The sequence below is a fragment of the Actinoplanes sp. NPDC051633 genome, from assembly GCF_040681735.1.
In the GTDB taxonomy this organism is placed as follows: domain Bacteria; phylum Actinomycetota; class Actinomycetes; order Mycobacteriales; family Micromonosporaceae; genus Actinoplanes.
In genome coordinates this window covers 1-1,859 of record NZ_JBFAZH010001378.1, presented here as the reverse complement: position 1 = coordinate 1,859, position 1,859 = coordinate 1, and the positions used below count along the sequence as shown (strand labels likewise).

1 protein-coding gene is annotated in these 1,859 nt (G+C 66.8%); it reads right to left on the bottom strand.

What is annotated here, in order from left to right; genetic code table 11:
* Window positions 1-1,859 (bottom strand): DNA polymerase III subunit alpha (gene dnaE, locus AB0M20_RS41175; protein ID WP_364306722.1); only part of this gene is annotated, 1,859 nt, incomplete at both ends.

The following is a 1,859-nucleotide window of genomic DNA, read 5'->3' as shown; positions in this document are numbered from 1 at the left end:
GTCGTCGCCGACACTGGTCAGCAGCCCGGCCATGTACTCGGCCGGATAGTTCGCCTTCAGCCAGCCGGTCCAGTAGGAGACCAGGCCGTACCCGGCGGTGTGGGCCTTGTTGAAGGCGTAGTCGGCGAACGGGACCAGGACGTCCCAGATCGCCTTGACCGCCGCCTCGCTGTAGCCGTTGGCGACCATGCCGTCCCGGAACGGGATGTACTCCTTGTCCAGGACCTCTTTCTTCTTCTTGCCCATCGCGCGGCGCAGCAGGTCGGCCTTGCCGAGGGAGTAACCGGCCAGGATCTGCGCGGCGCGCTGCACCTGCTCCTGATAGACGATCAGGCCGTAGGTCGGGCCGAGGATCTCCTCGAGCGGCTTCTCGAGCTCGGGGTGGATGCCGGTGATCTCCTGCTGGCCGTTCTTGCGCAGGGCGTAGTTGGTGTGCGAGTTGGCGCCCATCGGGCCGGGCCGGTAGAGCGCCAGCACCGCGGAGATGTCCTCGAAGTTGTCCGGCTTCATCAGCCGCAGCAGCGAGCGCATCGGGCCGCCGTCGAGCTGGAAGACGCCGAGCGTGTCGCCACGGGCGAGCAACTCGTAGGTCGCCTTGTCGTCCAGCGGCAACGACAGCAGGTCGACCTGCTTGCCGTGGTTGAGCTCGATGTTCTTCAGCGCGTCCGTCATGATCGTCAGGTTGCGCAGGCCCAGGAAGTCCATCTTGAGCAGGCCGAGCGTCTCGCAGGTCGGGTAGTCGAACTGCGTGATGATGACGCCGTCCGAGGCGCGGCGCATCAGCGGGATGTGGTCGATGATCGGCTCGGCGCTCATGATCACCCCGGCCGCGTGCACACCGGTCTGCCGGATCAGGCCCTCGATGCCCCGCGCGGTGTCGATCACCTTCTTGACGTCGGGGTCGGTGTCGTAGAGCGTCCGGATCTCACCGGCCTCGCCGTACCGCTTATGGTCGGAGTCGAAGATGCCGGCCAGCGGGATGCCCTTGCCCATGACGTCGGGCGGCAGCGCTTTGGTGATCCGGTCGCCGACCGCGAACGGGTAGCCGAGCACCCGGGACGCGTCCTTGATCGCGGCCTTGGCCTTGATCGTGCCGAACGTGGCGATCTGCGCGACCTTGTCCTCGCCCCACCGCTCGGTGACGTAACGGATCACCTCGCCGCGCCGGCGCTCGTCGAAGTCGATGTCGACATCGGGCATCGAGACGCGCTCGGGGTTGAGGAACCGCTCGAAGATCAGGCCGTGCGGCAGCGGATCCAGGTCGGTGATGCCCATCGCGTACGCGACCAGCGAACCGGCCGCCGAGCCACGGCCCGGGCCCACCGCGATGCCCTCGTTCTTCGCCCACTGGATGAAGTCGGCGACCACCAGGAAGTAGGACGGGAAGCCCATCTGAATGATGATCCCGAGTTCGTACTCGGCCTGTTTCACGTGCGTGTCCGGGATGCCGTCGGGGAACCGCCGGCGCAACCCCTCGAACGCGACGTGCCGGAAATAGGACTCCTCGGTGTGCCCGTCGGGGATCGGGAACCGCGGCATCAGGTTGTGGAAGTCGAACATGCCGGTGGTGTCGACCTTCTCCGCCACCAGCAGCGTGTTGCGGCAGCCCTGCAGCCACGCCTCGGACGAGTCGACCGCGCGCATCTGCTCGGCCGACTTGACGAAATAGCCGTTCCCGTCGAACCGGAATCGGTTGGGGTCGGCGATGTTGCTGCCGGTCTGCACACACAGCAGCACGTCGTGCGCCTCGGACTGCGACTCGTAGGTGTAGTGCGAGTCGTTGGTCACCAGCGGCGGGATGTCGAGCTTGCGCCCGATCTCGAGCAGCCCGTCGCGGACCCGGCGCTCGATCTCCAGCC